General features: G+C 72.1%; 13 protein-coding genes. 6 read left to right on the forward strand and 7 right to left on the reverse strand.

Features of this window, described 5'->3' with window-relative positions; all coding sequences use genetic code 11:
- Positions 1-14: 14 nt before the first annotated feature.
- The 3 genes from ACFT32_RS29325 to ACFT32_RS29335 all read right to left on the reverse strand — a co-directional run bounded on the left by ACFT32_RS29325 (position 15) and on the right by ACFT32_RS29335 (position 3,187).
- Entirely contained in the window at positions 15-1,607 is a 1,593-nt protein-coding gene (locus ACFT32_RS29325) for a transporter (protein ID WP_382495279.1), read from the reverse strand.
- Complete coding sequence (locus ACFT32_RS29330; RefSeq protein WP_382495281.1) at positions 1,604-2,395, reverse strand: ABC transporter ATP-binding protein; 792 nt, start codon at positions 2,393-2,395, stop codon at positions 1,604-1,606. The genes ACFT32_RS29325 and ACFT32_RS29330 overlap by 4 nt, the downstream gene beginning before the upstream one ends.
- A gap of 129 nt (positions 2,396-2,524) precedes the next feature.
- Positions 2,525-3,187, reverse strand: coding sequence for a bifunctional DNA primase/polymerase (locus tag ACFT32_RS29335; RefSeq protein ID WP_382495283.1), 663 nt, complete (start codon positions 3,185-3,187; stop codon positions 2,525-2,527).
- A 306-nt stretch (positions 3,188-3,493) separates the two neighbouring features.
- On the opposite strand from ACFT32_RS29335, the gene ACFT32_RS29340 reads away from it, so the two are divergent.
- Complete coding sequence (locus ACFT32_RS29340) at positions 3,494-4,879, forward strand: transcriptional regulator (RefSeq protein ID WP_382495285.1); 1,386 nt, start codon at positions 3,494-3,496, stop codon at positions 4,877-4,879.
- Positions 4,880-5,080: 201 nt separating this feature from the next.
- Complete coding sequence (locus ACFT32_RS29345) at positions 5,081-7,093, forward strand: hypothetical protein (RefSeq protein WP_382495287.1); 2,013 nt, start codon at positions 5,081-5,083, stop codon at positions 7,091-7,093.
- A gap of 45 nt (positions 7,094-7,138) precedes the next feature.
- Here ACFT32_RS29345 and ACFT32_RS29350 read toward each other — a convergent pair whose 3' ends face one another.
- Positions 7,139-8,449: an ABC transporter substrate-binding protein gene (locus ACFT32_RS29350; RefSeq protein ID WP_382495289.1), complete on the reverse strand. Its 1,311-nt coding sequence runs from the start codon at positions 8,447-8,449 to the stop codon at positions 7,139-7,141.
- A gap of 117 nt (positions 8,450-8,566) precedes the next feature.
- On the opposite strand from ACFT32_RS29350, the gene ACFT32_RS29355 reads away from it, so the two are divergent.
- Positions 8,567-9,067: a hypothetical protein gene (locus ACFT32_RS29355; RefSeq protein WP_382495291.1), complete on the forward strand. Its 501-nt coding sequence runs from the start codon at positions 8,567-8,569 to the stop codon at positions 9,065-9,067.
- A 46-nt stretch (positions 9,068-9,113) separates the two neighbouring features.
- Positions 9,114-9,995, forward strand: a complete 882-nt coding sequence (gene purU, locus ACFT32_RS29360; RefSeq protein ID WP_382495293.1) for a formyltetrahydrofolate deformylase — start codon at positions 9,114-9,116, stop codon at positions 9,993-9,995.
- A gap of 95 nt (positions 9,996-10,090) precedes the next feature.
- On the opposite strand, the gene ACFT32_RS29365 is transcribed toward purU, so the two are convergent.
- Together ACFT32_RS29365 and ACFT32_RS29370 are read right to left on the reverse strand one after the other, a co-directional pair.
- A complete protein-coding gene (locus tag ACFT32_RS29365) occupies positions 10,091-11,365 on the reverse strand; it encodes a maleylpyruvate isomerase N-terminal domain-containing protein (protein ID WP_382495915.1) in 1,275 nt (424 codons plus the stop codon).
- Positions 11,366-11,376: 11 nt separating this feature from the next.
- Complete coding sequence (locus tag ACFT32_RS29370) at positions 11,377-11,958, reverse strand: sigma-70 family RNA polymerase sigma factor (RefSeq protein ID WP_382495294.1); 582 nt, start codon at positions 11,956-11,958, stop codon at positions 11,377-11,379.
- A 332-nt stretch (positions 11,959-12,290) separates the two neighbouring features.
- Between ACFT32_RS29370 and ACFT32_RS29375 the strand changes: the two genes are divergently transcribed.
- Positions 12,291-12,665 (forward strand): STAS domain-containing protein, encoded by a 375-nt coding sequence (locus tag ACFT32_RS29375; RefSeq protein WP_030236368.1) that lies wholly within the window; start codon positions 12,291-12,293, stop codon positions 12,663-12,665.
- Between the two features lie 168 nt (positions 12,666-12,833).
- The gene (locus ACFT32_RS29380; RefSeq protein ID WP_382495296.1) at positions 12,834-13,346 is read left to right on the forward strand and encodes an EF-hand domain-containing protein; all 513 of its coding nucleotides are present in this window, start codon (positions 12,834-12,836) and stop codon (positions 13,344-13,346) included.
- A 2-nt stretch (positions 13,347-13,348) separates the two neighbouring features.
- Here ACFT32_RS29380 and ACFT32_RS29385 read toward each other — a convergent pair whose 3' ends face one another.
- Entirely contained in the window at positions 13,349-14,851 is a 1,503-nt protein-coding gene (locus ACFT32_RS29385; RefSeq protein WP_382495298.1) for a class I adenylate-forming enzyme family protein, read from the reverse strand.
- Positions 14,852-14,881 lie beyond the last annotated feature (30 nt).

Raw genomic sequence — 14,881 nt, forward strand, 5'->3', positions numbered from 1 at the left:
ACGGGCCGGACAGCTCACCCCTTGCTGACCGCCACCAGGATCTCCGGCAGCCGCCGGGCCGTCTGCGGAGCCGCCAGCCGCAGCCCCACCGCCGTGATCGCGGCCCCGTAGACCGTGCCCGCCGGCAGCAGCAGCCACGTCCAGTCGTCGCCCCCGGCGCTCACGTTCAGCCAGATCGTGAGCGCGATGACGGGCGCGCACAGCACGGCGGCGGCGATCATCCCGCCGAAGATGGAGATCCAGGCGAGCCCGGTCTGCCCGGGGGCGACGTTCTTGTAGCCCTCCTGCGGGATGGAGTAGGGGAAGCGGGCGGACGTCCACGCCCCGGTCGCGAGCATCGCGCCGAGCAGCGCGAAGGACAGCCCCAGCGCCTCGGGCAGCCGCCGCCAGTCGCCGAGCATCGCGGTCGTCACCACGGTGACGAGCGTGGCGTACGGCAGGGTGATCAGCAGCAGGGCCAGCGCCCGGGCGCGCAGCTCGACGTAGGCGTCCCGGCGCGAGGAGATCGTCATGGCCACCATCCAGAACGCGGAGGTGTCCTGCCCGAACTGGTTGTACATCTGGATGCCGAGCATCCCGGCGGCGAAGCACGCGAAGTACACCGACCCGGTGCCCTGCCAGGCGTTGAACACCGGCACGATCAGCCCGATGGCCAGCGAGGTCACCCAGGCGGCCTTGGTCTTGGGGTCGCGCCACACATAGCGCAGGCTGCGCTCCATGACCGTGCCGGTGCGGCCGGAGGGCAGCAGCCGCCCGAGCCCGGTCGAGGACCGCTCGCGGGCGGCCGACTCGGCGGTGGGCAGCGTGGATCCGTCGGGCGAGGTCATCAGCCGCGTCAGATGCCGGGACCACACCGCGAGCAGCACCACCAGCGCACCGGCGGTCAGCGCCAGTTGGACGGCGGCGAGACCGTACGACCCCTCGCTCACCGCGTGCACGGCGCCGAGCGCCGACGCCGGCGGCACCCACTGGAGCACCTCCGCGACCGGGTCCAGCTCGCCGAGCCCTGCCGAACCGAGCCGTTGCGCGCCGAAGTTGACGACCTGCGCCCCGACGGCGATGACGAGCCCGCTCAGCACCGCGAGGTCACGGCCCTTGCGGCTGGTCAGCAGTCGTACGTTGGCGGCGGCGACGGCCCGCGCGAACGCCACGCACACCAGCAGCGCCAGGGCGACCGCGACGACGCCCACCGCGAACGCCGCCCCGCCCCGCGCGACCGCGATCACGGAACCGACCAGCAGGCACAGCGTGAACAGCGGCCCGATGCCGACCAGCGACGCCGTGAGCAGCGCCCGCACCAGCGGCCGGGGCCGCAGCGGCAGCATCACCAGCCGGGTCGGGTCCAGTGTCTCGTCACCGCTGGGGAAGAACAGCGGCATCACCGCCCAGCCGAGGCCCAGTACGGCCACGGCCAGCACGACCAGGGACTCGACGTGCGCATGCCCGCGCAGGGCGATCAGGCCGAGCAGTTGCAGCGCGGCGAAGAGCAGGGCGAGGACGGCCGACGCGATGTAGGCGGCCTTGCGCCCGCCGGACTGCCGCAGCCCGTTGCGCAGCAGCGACAGCTTCAGCCGTACGACGACGGGGGTGAGGGCGGGCGCACTCACCGGGCCCCGCCGCCCAGCCAGTCGAGGTCGGACCCGGCGTCCCGGCTCTGCGCCCCGACGAGTTGGAGGAACGCCTGCTGCAGCGAGGGCGCGTCACCGCGCACCTCGGCGAGGGTCCCGGTGGCCCGGATCCGCCCGGCGGCCATGACGGCCACCCAGTCGCACAGCGACTCGACGAGCTCCATGACGTGGGAAGAGAACACGACCGTGGCGCCCGAGGCGGTGTACCGCTCCAGCACGCCCCTGATCGTCTGGGCGGAGACGGGGTCGACGCCCTCGAACGGCTCGTCCAGGAACAGCACTTCGGGATTGTGGAGGAGGGCGGCGGCGAGCCCGATCTTCTTGCGCATGCCGGTCGAGTAGTCGACGACGAGCTTGTGCTGGGACCCGGCCAGATCAAGAACGTCGAGGAGCTGTGTGACCCGCTTGTCGACCTCGGCACCGGGCAGCCCGCGCAACCGCCCGCTGTACGCCAGCAGTTCCCGCCCCGACAGCCGCTCGAACAGCCGCAGCCCTTCGGGCAGCACCCCGATCCGGGCCTTCACCTCGACGGGGTCGCGCCACACGTCGTGCCCGACCACCTCGACGGTCCCGTGATCGGGCCTGAGCAGCCCGGTCACCATCGACAAGGTGGTGGTCTTCCCGGCCCCGTTCGGCCCGACGAGCCCGATGAACTTGCCCGCGGGCAACTCAAGATCGACCCCGGCAACAGCGACCTGCTGCCCGAACCGCTTCCAGAGCCCCTGCACCCGTACAGCGCTGGATCCCACCGCGTCTCCCTCCGTCACGGAGAACCCTACGGTGGCGTCTTTCAGGGGCGCGGGGCCCTGCTGATTTGCGGCTCCGCCGCGTGGGCGCGATCAACCACAACCGGCCCGCAGCCGCCGATCAACGGCAACCACGCAGACGATCAGGCGCTACCGATCCCGACCGCACGCATAGGCCAACGGCGAGATCAACTCCTCCGCATCCGGCAACCACCGATTCGCCGGAGTCGGCCGGCAGGCCCACTGCACGGCCCCCCGGGACCCGAACCGCGTAGGCGGCGCAGCCACATACGCACCCTCGCCCAGCACGGTCAGATCCAGCGACGACACCGACCACCCCAGCTTGCGCACCAGATCGGGCACCTTCACACCGGCCCCCGGCAGCACGAAGAACTCCATCCGCCGATCCGGCGTGAGCGTCACCGGACCCAGCGTCAGCTCCATCCGCTCCATCCGCGCGAGCGCGAGGAACCCGGCCGTCTCCGGCACGGAGATCGCGTCGAACGTCCGCCCCGTCGGCAGCAGGATCGACGCCGTCGGCTGCTTCTGCCACATCCGTCGCGCCACGGTCGCACTGCCCGTCGCCTGAGTCGCCCAGTCCGGGCGCGCCGGGTGCGATCCGGGTGCCGGACACGCGGCGTCACCGCAGGAGCACTGCTGATTTCCTTCGACCGCTTCCAGCCAGGTCCCGGGGAACACGTCCCAGTGGCGCTCCTCGGCGTAGCGGACAGCGGTCTCCAGCAGCGATTCCCCGCGCTGCTTCGGGATCTGAGCGGCTTCGGTGCCGGCGATCGTCTCTTCCACGATGAACACAACTCTGGTCGTCACCAGGGGTTACGCCCGCCCGTGTGCGCGGGGAAGCGCACCGCCCCCGTCCTCGGGGCGCATGGGTGCATGTGCGGGGGCGCGCAGGAGGATCCGTGGCCGGAGCTGGGTAGCCACGAGTGGGGCCGGCAGCAGCCGTTACCCCGGCATTCCTCACATGCCTCGCATTTTCGCCTGGTCGGCGGGGCATTGATCTTCACGGCCGGATCTTTTCGCTGGGACGTGAGGGGTTCGGCCGCGGAAGACACGTCAACTCGGTGCGTGGGCAGGCACCGCAGCCACAGGGGGTACGCCATGGCCGCAAGGCCGCTCGTCGCTCGGCAGCCGAACGAACGGCTCCAGGCGCTCATCCAGGAAGCCGGATGCTCCAACGCCGGCCTCGCCCGCCGGGTCAACATGTGCGGTGCCGAGCACGGTCTCGACCTGCGCTACGACAAGACGTCGGTGGCGCGCTGGCTGCGCGGGCAGCAGCCGCGGGGCCGGGCCCCGGCGATCATCGCCGAGGCACTGGGCCGCAAACTCGGCCGTACGGTCACGATCGACGAGATCGGCATGGCCAACGGCAAGAACCTCGCCTCGGGCGTGGGTCTCCAGTTCTCGCCGACGGTACTGGGGGCCATCGAGCAGGTCTGCGAGCTGTGGCGCAGCGACGTGGGGCGGCGGGACTTCCTGTCCGGCTCCTCCGTCGCCGCGTCCGCGCTGGTCGAGCCAAGCCGTGACTGGCTGATCTCCGCACCGGACGGCCAGGTGTCGCGCTCGGCCGGACCGCGTGTGGGGCAGTCCGACGTACAGGCGGTCCTCGCCATGACGCAGGCGCTGGTGGATCTCGACCACCAGTACGGCAGCGGGCATGTGCGCCCGGTCGTCGTGCACTACCTCAACAGCGTGGTCTCGGGGCTGCTGGCGGGGTCGTACCGGGAGGCGGTGGGGCGGGACCTGTTCGCCGCGGTGGCCCGGCTGACGGAGCTCGCCGGATACATGGCCGTGGACACCGGGCAGCCCGGTCTGGCGCAGCGCTACTACATCCAGGCGCTGCGGCTGGCCCAGGCGGCCGGGGACCGCGGCTACGGCGGCTATGTGCTGGCCGCCTCCATGAGCCATCTCGCCGCGCAGCTCGGGAACCCGCGGGAGATCGCGCAGTTGGCGAGGGCGGCGCAGGAGGGGGCGCGGGGGCGCGTGTCACCGCGCGCGGAGTCGATGTTCTACGCGGCGGAGGCGCGCGGGCACGCCCTGATGGGCGATGTGCGCGCCACTCAGTCGGCGGCCGGGCGCGCGGTGAACGCCCTGGAGGCGGCCGACCCGGCCGCCGGGGACGACCCGGTGTGGATCGCGCACTTCGACGAGGCCTATCTCGCCGACGAGTTGGCCCACTGCCACCGGGACCTTGGGCAGGCCGACGCGGCGGCGCGGTGCGCGCAGGAGTCGCTGGCCGGGCATCCCGAGACGCGGGCGCGCCGCAGGGCCATCGGTTATGTGCTGTTGGCCACGGCACAGGTGCAGCAGCGCGAGGTCGAAGAGGCGTGCAGCACGGGCATGAAGGCCGTGGAACTGCTGGAGGGGCTGCGGTCCAACCGGGGCGCCGAGTATCTGGAGGACTTCCAGCAGCGGCTGGAGCCGTACCGGGACGAGGCGGTGGTCAGGGAGTTCGGGGCGAGGCTGGACCTGCAGGCGGCGGCGTGAACACAGGGTCTGCGGATGCGTGAACGTGTGGGAAACGGCCGCCGCGCGCGCAGGAGGTGACATGAACAGCGTGCCGTGATCCGGTTGTGTTACCGCGCTCACAGGGCTCGAGGCCGGGCCCTGTGCTGCGTGGCACGGGGCTCTGGGGACCCGGTAGCGTGACCCGACGATTCACAAGGTCCCCCATAAGTAGGAGTCCCGGTGACGCAGAGTGGACAGGGCGAGGAGCCCTCGGCGCGCCAAGCGCGCGAAGGCATCGTGCTGCCCTCCGACGGTGGCGAACCCCTGCTGCCGGGGATGACGGGCGGACCCGGTGACATCCCGGCGGGCCACCGGCCCGGCCCCGCCCCGAGCGGCCAGACCTCGGCCTCGGCCCCCGCCGGGGGCCAGACCTGGGGCCAGCCGTGGGGCCCCGACCAGCAGACCCCGCCCCCGCCGCAGGACAACAGCTGGCAGTCCCCGCCGTCCCAGCAGTCTCAGCAGTCTCAGCAGTGGACCACCCCGGAGCCTCCGGCGTGGGACGCGCAGCACCCCGCGCCGGGCGCGCTCCCCCAGGAGGGCACCCAGCCCCCCAACCCGTACGCCGGCTACGGCACTCAGCCCGACGCCTCCCAACTGCCCCCGGCCCCCGGCCCCTACGGCACGCCGCTGCCGCCGGCCACGGACGGATACGGCTCCCCCGCCGGGGGCGGGCAGCCGTCGGGCTCCGACCCGTACGGATCCGCCGCCGCGGGCGGTTCGCCTTCGCAGACCGCCGGCGGGTACGGCTCCCCGGCCGGTGGCGGCCCGCTGCCGCAAACGGGTGCCGGCGGACACGGGGCCGGGCCTGCCGGTGCCCCGCTGCCCCAGGCGACGGACGGCTACGGCGCCCCCGCCGGCGGAGGCCCGCTGCCGCAGGCGACGGACGGGTACGGGTCTCTTGCCGGGGGCGGGCTGCCGGCGCAGGCGACGGACGGGTACGGGTCTTCGGCCGGGGGCGGGCTGCCCGCGGGCTCCGATGTGTACGGGTTCGCTGCCGCGGGCGGTTCGCCGCAGTCGGCCGCCGGTGCCTACGGCGCTCCCGCCGGAGGCGCCCCGCTGCCGCCCGCGACGGACGGGTACGGGTCTCCCTCCTCGTCCCAGGGCGCCGGAGGCGGACCCCTGCCCGCGCCCGTCGACGAGGGCGCGACCCAGTACCTGCCGCCCGTCGCCGCGGCCGCCGACGAGGGAGCGACGCAGTACATACCCCCGGTGGGCCCGGGTGCGCTGCCGCCCGAGACGCCGACCGGTCACGACCCCGAGGCGACCACGTTCCTGGGGACCGCTCCCCGGGCCGGAGCCGGGCCGTTGCCGCCCGCCTCGAATCCGGACGCCGAGGCGACGCAGTACATCGCGCCGGTGCCCGGCGGGGACAAGCAGCCGCCCGCCGAGTTCGACAACCTCTTCCGCAGCGACCGGGGCGCCGAGAGCCCGGCCGGGGCCACGCAGCAGATGCCCCGCATCGAGCAGCCGCAGCCCCAGCCGCACTCCCCGCACAGCGCCCCCCAGCCCTCCTACGCCTCGCCCGGCCACTCCGGCGGCGGACGGGGCGGCCGTGGCGGCCGCACCGGCTCGCGCGTGCCGGTGATCGCGGCCGTCGGCATCGGGATCGCCGTCCTCGGCGTCGGCGCCGGCGCGCTGCTCGCCGCCGGAGGCGGTGAGGACGACGGCGGCGACAACAACAAGACCGTGGCCGCCTCGGCGCCCGCGACGGACGACTCCGCCTCGCCCTCCGCCGACCCGGCCCGGGCCCAGGCGGTCGAGCTGGACAAGCTGCTCGCCGACAGCGGCGACAGCCGCACCACCGTGATCACCTCCGTCGCCGACGTCAAGCGCTGCGACAACCTGCCCCAGGCGGCCAAGAACCTGCGCGACGCGGCCAAGCAGCGCACCGAGCTGGTCACCCGGCTCTCCGGCATCACGGTCGACCAACTGCCCGACCACGCCGCGCTGACCACCGCCCTCACCAAGGCGTGGCAGGCCTCGGCGTCGGCCGACAACCACTACGCGGCCTGGGCCGACCAGACCGCGGGCAAGAAGGGCTGCAGGAAGGGCCAGGCCCGTGCCACCGGCCAGACCCAGGCCGGCAACCGCGCCAGCGGCGTCGCGAGCGCCGAGAAGACCAAGGCGGCCGGGCTGTGGAACGCGATAGCCAAGACGTACGGCCTGACCGAGCGCCAGCCGACACAGCTGTGAGGTGAGGGGACGTGAGCGATCCGGGCGTGAACCGCTGAGCGGGGCTCAGTAGTTCACGTCGGCGTCCTGCAGCGTCTTCGTCGTGTCGACGAAGCCCTTCCGCGCCGACACCAGCCGCCCCTCCCGCACCACCTGAAGGGTCACGTTCGCATTGACCAGGCGCGGGAAGCCGACGGCGGCGAGCTTGTCCTGGAACTGCCACCGCAGCGTTGGCGTGAGCCCGCCGGTGTCGATCCTGAGGCCGTTGTCGAGGGCCTCCGTCACCGTGTCGGCGCTCACCTCGCCGTCGCCGAGCGACTCGACGATCTTCTTGAAGACGGTGTAGGCGATCCAGGTGGTCTGCACTCCGGCGTCCGCGGCGTCGATGCGGTTGTCGCCGAAGGCCTCCTCCTTGATCACCTGCTTCATCCCGTTCCAGCGGGCATCGCTCTCCACGGGGTACCAGCCGGTGATGTACGAGCCCTCGTACGGCCCCGAGGCCCCGCCGGTCGCGTCGATCACGGTCTGGTCGACGCTGCCGAGCACGGTGGCCGTCCGTACGTCGGGATAGTCCTCGCGGGACCGCCGGAAGGAGTCCATGAAGGTGCCGTTGCGGTCCCCGAGCGCGGGCACCACACACCCCTCGGTCCCGGGGACGGAGGTCGTCGTCTCCAGCGCCCGCTCGGCCTGGCCGTCGTACTCGGTGGCGTCCTCGGCCGCCCGCTGGTCCCGCGCGGCCCGGTGCCCGCCCGCCTTCAGGCCGGAGTCGAGCAGCGGCGGCAGCTGGTCGCCCGCGATGGTGTCGGGCCGCACCAGGGCGACCGGCCCGCAGCCGGCGAGGGATCTGCCGAGACCGGCGAGCAGCGCGGGCTGGCCGCCGTTGACGGGGTAGGACAGGGGGCTGGTGAACTCGGCGTTGGTGATGCCGTAGCCGCCTATGTACGGGATGCCCGCGCCCTCCAGGGACGGGAAGAAGGAGTCGGCGTACTGGCTGTAGGATCCTACGACCGCGACCACGTTCTCCTTGGCGGCCCGCCGGGCGCACTTGGCGGCGGCCACGCTGTCGTTGTGGTCGTTGCAGGTCAGCACGTTGAGCTTGCGGCCGTTGATCCCGCCCTTGGCGTTGATCCAGCGGGCGTAGGCGTGGGCGAAGGCGGGCATTCCGGGCTTGTTGGTGGCCTTGGTGTCCTGCGGCGCCCAGGTCATGACGGTGATCGGATCGTCCCCGGCATCCCCCGTGGTGCCGGGCACGACCCCGCAGCCGGCGAGGAACGACGCGCTCGCGACCGCCGCGCCCGCGGAGAGGACGCCTTTTCTGGCGTGACGGGTGAGGTGGCCGGGGAGGAATGTGCTGCGGGTGCGTCGCCTGCCGGTCATGGTTCCGCACGATTCCGCCACATGACCAACCCGGGAGTGATCTCGGCTCAACAATGGGTGACGCGCAGGTGAATTACGGGGGTCTGTGTGACCGATGTGGAGGGGAACGTACGATCGATGACCGTGCAAGCTTCGGAGAACTCTTCCCGTCGTGGCCGTCGCTCCTCCACCATGGGCGGCATGCCTGTCAACGACATGCCGTGGTGGCGCTGGCGCAGCAACGTGCGCTCGGCGCTGCACATGCTCTCCGATCCCGGGTTCCAGCGGGACGTCTGGCTGGCCGGCGTGGACGGCTACGGCGACGTGACCGACGCGGTGTACCGGTTGGTCGAGGACACCTGGCTGGATCACTGGTCCGCCGAGAAGTACGTCGGCACGATCTTCCGTGACTCGCAGGAGGCGGCCCTCGTGGACTCCGCCGTGCTGCGGGTGCTGCGGATCATGCACCAGGTCGGGCCGGACGCCCCGGTCGCCGCGTACCTCGAGAACCAGGCGTGGCCCGAGGCGATCCAGGCGGCCCGGGACGCGCATGTGCGGCTCGCCGCGAGCGACGGCGAGGAGCCGGACACGCCGCCGCGCAGCCTGGAGGTGCTGCGGATGATGACCAGGTCCGCCTAGCGGGACGATTGCGGGCGGTGCGGCCGCCTGTGGGAACCTGTCCTGCATGAACGAGCAGTCCACCACCGCCCCGACTCCGCCGGACCAGTACGTCCTCACCCTTTCCTGCCCGGACAGGAAGGGCATCGTGCACGCCGTGTCGAGCTATCTGTTCATGACCGGCTGCAACATCGAGGACAGCCAGCAGTTCGGCGACCACGACACGGGACTGTTCTTCATGCGCGTCCACTTCTCGGCGGACGCGCCGGTGTCCGTGGAGAAGCTGCGGGCCAGCTTCGCGGCGATCGGCGACTCCTTCCAGATGGAGTGGCAGATCAACCGGGGCGACCAGAAGATGCGCATCCTGCTGATGGTCAGCAAGTTCGGGCACTGCCTGAACGACCTGCTGTTCCGTGCCCGGACCGGGGCGCTGCCGGTGGAGATCGCCGGGGTGGTGTCCAACCACACGGACTTCGCCGAGCTGGTGGGCTCGTACGACATTCCCTTCCACCACATTCCGGTGACGAAGGACACGAAGGCCGAGGCGGAGGGGCGGCTGCTCGACATCGTGCGTGAGGAGGGTGTCGAGCTGGTCGTTCTCGCCCGGTACATGCAGGTGTTGTCGGACGATCTGTGCAAGGCGCTGTCCGGGCGGATCATCAATATCCACCACTCGTTCCTGCCGAGCTTCAAGGGGGCGAAGCCGTATCACCAGGCTCACGCCCGGGGTGTGAAGCTGATCGGGGCGACTGCTCATTATGTGACGGCTGATCTTGATGAAGGGCCGATCATTGAGCAGGAAGTTGAGCGGGTGGGGCATGACGTGACGCCGGAGGGGCTTGTTGCCATCGGGCGTGATGTGGAGTGCCAGGCGTTGGCGCGGGCTGTGAAGTGGCATGCGGAGCGGCGGATTCTGCTCAATGGGCGGCGGACTGTGATTTTCGCCTGAGAGCTCGGGGTGTCCCGTTTGGGGGCGGGTGCGGGTGGTTTGTGGTTGTTCGCGCAGTTCCCCGCGCCCCTGGGGGCGTGTTCCTGCTGTGAGTTCTACATCCTGCTCAGCGATGCTGCTGCGAACAGAACGTCTCTGATTGCTTCTCTGTCTCCTACCTGGCCCGCTGCCGCTTCCTGTGGGGGGACGTGGCCTGCTGCCAGGCGACAGAATTCGACGCCGTCCAGGGCTACGTGGGCCACCTCGTGTTCCGCGGAGCCCTTGGCCGCGGGGGAGTCGAGGGGGATCAGCCACTCGCCGCCGCCGTGGCCCTCGATCTCCAGGCGGAGGCTGCGGCCCGGTTCGCCGGCCGCCACGAGGTGGCGGTGGTGTGCGGGTGCCGCGAGGCCGGCGCGGCGGCGGTGCGCCAGGGCCGTCGGCAGCATGCGGGCCGCCAGGTCGATCATGCGGTGCAGATGGCGCGGCGAGGGCGGGTCGTAGGGGTAGTCGACCGCGTCCGCGATGTCCTCGGCGTGCACCCAGCACTCGAAGGCCCGGTCGAGCATCGCGTCGTGCAGGGGCAGGGTGAAGTCGCCGTACGGCACCGGCATCTTCCCGGCGCCGCCGCCCGTGAAGGACACCGTGCGGACGAGGTTGTGGCTCTGTTCCCGCCAGGGCGCCCGCACGGCCCGGGTGGGCGGGAAGTGGGAGGCACGCCAGTACGCCTCGGTGCGGGCCGCCGGAGTCGGGTGCCGGGACGTGACGTCGCCCAGCGGGTCGTCCAGGCCCAGCGCGAGGGCGACCAGACCGTCGACGCTGAGCAGATGCGCGATGACCCCGGCGACGGTCGTACGGCGGCTCGTCGACTCGTCGGCCCGGAACCAGCGCAGCCGTACCGGCGCGTGCCACTCTGCGTCGCCGAAGTCCTGGAGCAGGGCGTCCAGGCGCGCGGTCTCGGCGTCGTACGCGGCGGCCCAGTCCGGCACCGGGATGCGTGGCGGGCGCCGCTCCAGGCAGGTCTCCAGGACCCGGGTGCGCAGCGACGGGTCCAGGTCGAGGCTCTCGGGCCGTTGCAGCAGCCCGACCGCCTCGCGCAGCCGCCGCGCCTCGTCGGCGCACTGCCCGCACTCGCCGAGGTGCTCCTCGACGGCCACGGCCTCCTCGGCCGAGCAGGCGGCCAGCGCCCAGGCGCCGAGCAGGGCCTTCAGCACGGGGTGCTCCAGCACGGGCCGTACGGGAGGGGGTGCGGTGTCACCGAGGTCCTCCAGTGCGGGCAGCGGCTGCCCGCTGTCCTCGACGGAGGCCCGGGGCATGGGGATGCGCGGCGGTTTCCCCGGCTCCTGTCCTTCGTCGTACTCGGGCCCGTCCGGCTCGCCCGGGCCCGAGGGGATCTCCGAGCCGCTCACACCGCACCCCCGTCTCCGGGCGGTGCGCCGGGTGGCTCGGTCTCGTGGGCGGTGGACAGGAGCTGGAGGCCCAGGCGCAGCCGGCGGCGGGCCTCGTCCTCGGTGATGTCGAGGTCGGTGGCGGTCTGGCGGTAGTCGCGGCGCTGGAAGTAGGCCCGCTCCAGGGCCGAGCGCAGCGGGACCGGCATGGACTGGACGATGTAGTCGGCGCGGGCGGCGACCGAGGCGCGGCGCACCCGGTGCTCCAGTTCCTCCGCGGTGCCGGAGCCGTCGCGGGCGAGGGCGGCGGTCTCGGTGGCGCGCAGGCGCTGCACGGCCAGGCGGTGGGTCAGCGTGGCGACCCAGGTGCGCAGCGGGCCCTGTCTGGGGTCGTAGGCGTCCGGGTGTTCCCAGACGTGGGCGAAGACCTCGCGGGTGATGCCGTCGGCGGCGCGTTCGTCGCCGAGGACGCGGTGGGCGAGGCCGTGCACGAGGGAGGCGAACCGGTCGTAGAGCTCACCGAGGGCGGCGGCCTCCCCGCGGGCGAGCCGCTGCTGCATCTTGCGGTCCCAGCGGGGCGGTACGTCCTTTTTCGCCATGCGGCCCCCTCACCCCCTGCTCGTCTCCCGCGCCCGTGCCCTGTCCAGCGTGTGCCTGATCTCTCCTCGAATGTAGTCGGCACGTCCGGTAGCGCACGCCCCTTTGTGGCAATGTGCGCCCCCTGACCGGCCCCAGGTGGTAGAGGCGTCTACCCCTCCGCCGTCCGATCAGACCTGACTGAACAGGATCGAACAGGATCGAAGCCGACTAAAACAAGCCTGATTCGCGGGGGATCCGTTTTTCGGGTTGTGTTTCAGGGAACGGCCGCTGGGCAGCCGCGCTGCAAGGAAGCGTAGGCACTGCTTCCGTTTTGGCGATCGAAGGGCGTGTGGTGACCTTCAAAGTGACCGGCGGCGAGCAGGGCGAATGGGCCGTGCTCCAGGTGTCGGGCGAACTGGATCTGGTGACCTCGCCGGTGCTGCGTCAGCGTGTGCACGACGTAGTGGCCGAGGGGCATCACTGTCTTGTCCTCGACCTGTCCGATGTGTTCTTCTGCGATTCCAGCGGCGTCGGCGTGCTGATCGCCGCGCGCCGTCTGATCCGCTCCTGCCAGGGCCGGCTGCGGCTGGTGCTGCCCGCCCGGGGCGCGGCCGACGGGTCCCATGTCAACCGGGTCCTCGGCGCGCTGGGTGTTCGCAGGCTGTTCGACGTGTACGGCGATGTGGACGCCGCCCTGGGTGACGAGGGCGAACCCCTGTCCGCGTGACGGGCCGATGACGCACGGTAGGGCGAGTGTTGCCGTTCTGACACGCTGTTGTCCCGGAATTCCCCCGGTCTTGGCGCAAGTGACGTTTTCCCGCGCCCGAACGGCCCCCTCCGTCGTACGCTCCGAGCGAGACGCACCCCACCTGACGTAAGGCGGCCTGAAAGAGACATGGTCAGCAGCGAGTACGAGCGCAGGATCGCCGCCCGGTTCGCCACCTTCGACCAGGACGGCAACGGCTACATCGACCGCGAGGACTTCTACGGGGCGGCCAAGGCGCTGCTCGCGGAGTTCGCCGTAGCGGCCCGGTCCGACAAGGGACAGGCGCTGTACGGCGGCGCGGAGGCGTTCTGGCAGGGCATGGCGGGCATCGCGGACCGCGACGGCGACCAGCGCATCACGCGCGAGGAGTTCGTCAACGGCGCGCTCAAGCGCCTGCGCGACAACCCCGACCGGTTCGCCGAGATCGCCCGCCCCTTCCTGCACGCGGCACTGGACATCGCCGACACGGACGGTGACGGCGCGGCGACGATCGAGGAGGTGTCCCGCGTCCTCAGGTGCCTGGGCGCCCCCGAGGACGTCGCCCGCACGGCCGCCGGCGCGCTCGACGCGGACGAGGACGGCAAGGTCGGCGAGGCCGAGGTCGTACCGGCCTTCGCCCGCTACTTCACGGTGCCCGAATAGGTCTATTCGCCCGAGTAGCGCTCGCGCAGCTTGTACTTGAGCACCTTCCGCAGGGTCTCGCCCCGCGGAAGGGCGTCCACGACCTCGAGCCGTTCCGGCAGCTTGTGGACGGAGAGTCCCTCGGCGCGCAGGTGGGCGGTCGCCGTCGCCAGGGTCAAGGGCTCGGCGCCCGGCGGCTGTTCCACCACCGCGCACACCAGCTCGCCGCGCGCCGCGTCCGGCAGGCCGATCACCGCCACGTCCCCGACCGCCGGATGCCGGTGCAGAAGGTCCTCGATCTCCTGGGCCGAGATGTTCTCGCCCTTGCGGATGATCACGTCCTTGAGCCGGCCGGTGAGGACCAGGTGCCCGGTCTCCGTCACATGCCCGAGGTCGCCGGTGCGCAGGAAGCCGTCCGGGTCGAAGGCCTCCGCCGTCTGCCCGGGGTCCAGATACCCCTGGCACACCGCCTCTCCGCGCAACCGCACCTCCCCGTCCACGATCCGGATCTCCATGCCCTCCGGCGGCCGTCCCTCGGTCGTCGCCAGCAGCTCCGGGGTGTCGTCCGGCGCGCCCATGGTGATCATCGGCACCTCGGTCATGCCGTAGCCGTGGGTGAGCTGCACGCCCATCTCGCGCACCACGGCGTGGTACAGCTCGGGCGGCTTCGGCGCACCGCCGCCCGCGAGGAGCCGTAGCGTCGGGACCACCGGAGCCCCCGGCCGCTTCCGCTGCTCCGCCAGGAACATCGAGTAGAACGCCGTGGACCCGCCCGCCATGGTCACCCCGTGCCGGCGGTAGGACTCCAGCGCGTCCGGCAGCGCGAACTGCTCGAAGAGGACGGCGGGGAAGCCGTACAGCAGCAGCATGACCGTGTAGTCGGGCCCGCCGATATGGGCGTACGGGAAGGCGATCGACCCCACGTCGTCCCCGGTGGGCCGCAGGGCGTGCGCGAGGCAGGAGCCGCCCGCGATCAGGGAACGGTCCGTGTGCAGCACGCCCTTGGGGTCGGAGGTCGTGCCGGACGTCCAGTAGATCCAGCGGACCGCGGTGCCGTCGGCGGGCGGGGGAGGCAGTACGGAGGGGTCCCCGTCGGGCAGGTCGCCGTACGCCTCGAAGACGCCCTTCGCGCCCAGCCGCCGCGCCATCTCCGCGTGGTCGAAGCCGCGCCACTCGCCCGGCACCGCGAAGAACTCCGCCCTCGACTCGCGCAGCGCGAAGCCCACCTCGCGGTCCCGGTAGAAGGGGATGACCGGGGTCTGCACGGCGCCGAGGCGGGCCAGCGCGAAGGACAGCAGGGCCGTCTCGATCCGGGTGGGCAGCTGCCAGGCGACCACCGTGCCGGGGCGGACGCCCATGCCGTACAGCCCGGCCGCGACCCGCTCGGCCCGGGTGCGCAGAGCGCCGAACGTGAGCCTGCGGTCGCCTTCCAGGAAGAGCGGCCGGTCCGGGGTGAGGGCGGCACGGCGGGCGACCAGCTCCCACAGCGTGCGGGACGAACTCAGGGCGTGCGGGGTGTCGTTCACGGCTGCCCCCTTGACTCCTTGGCTGACGGG

The sequence above is a fragment of the Streptomyces sp. NPDC057002 genome, from assembly GCF_042673825.1.
GTDB lineage: Bacteria > Actinomycetota > Actinomycetes > Streptomycetales > Streptomycetaceae > Streptomyces.